The organism is Mesorhizobium sp. M2A.F.Ca.ET.067.02.1.1 (genome assembly GCF_004023285.1).
Lineage (GTDB): Bacteria > Pseudomonadota > Alphaproteobacteria > Rhizobiales > Rhizobiaceae > Mesorhizobium.
The window spans coordinates 1-830 of the sequence record NZ_RZSB01001280.1 but is presented as its reverse complement, the minus strand read 5'-3'; the positions used below and the strand labels follow the sequence as shown (position 1 = coordinate 830).

At 68.4% G+C, this 830-nt stretch carries 1 pseudogene; it reads left to right on the top strand.

Annotation, left to right across the window (positions count from 1 at the left end):
* A pseudogene (locus tag EOA28_RS37305) lies at nucleotides 1-830 on the top strand (DUF1800 family protein); the annotation flags it as partial.

Sequence of the window (830 nt, the reverse complement as noted above, 5' to 3'; positions counted from 1 at the left end):
GCGGTGCCGCGCGTCGAGGCCGATATCTATCGCGACGAGGCACAAGCCCGGTTCGACAAGGCGCTTGCCGCGGCGCCCGGCTTCGTTGAGCGGCTGGTCGGCTTCTGTCGAACCATTTCTGCGTTTCCATCGCCAAGGCGCCGGTCGTCCGGGCAAGCGCCGGCGCCTTCGAGCGCGAGGCGATCCGCCCCTTCGTGCTCGGCCGCTTCGCCGATATGCTGCTTGCTGTCGAGCATCATCCGGCGACGCTGTTCTATCTCGACAACCAACAGTCCATCGGGCCTGATTCGCGCGCCGGCAAGCGGCGCGGCCGCGGCCTCAACGAGAACCTCGCCCGCGAGATCCTGGAACTGCATACGCTCGGCGTCGGCAGCGGCTATGCCCAGGCGGACGTCACCAGTTTCGCCGCCATGCTGACCGGCTGGACCATGGCGGGCCGCGAGGGGCGGCTGGGAGAACCGGGAAGCTTCGTCTTCAACACCAATGCGCATCAGCCGGGCAAGGCGGCGCTGCTCGGCAAGACCTATCCCGACGGGGGCATGGGCCAGGCGGAGTCCGCGCTCAACGACATTGCCCGCCATCCGGCCACCGCGCGGCACATCGCCACCAAGCTTGCCCGCCATTTCATCGCGGACGATCCGCCGCCGGCGGCTGTCGCCCGGCTGGCCTCGGTCTTCACCAAATCCGACCGCGACCTGCGTTCGATTGCGTTGACGCTGATCGACATGCCCGAAGCCTGGTCGATGCCGCTCACGAAGCTGCGCTCGCCCTTGGATTATGTCGTCGCGCTGCGACGGGCGGTCGGCGCGACCGCCGGCAACGAACCGCAG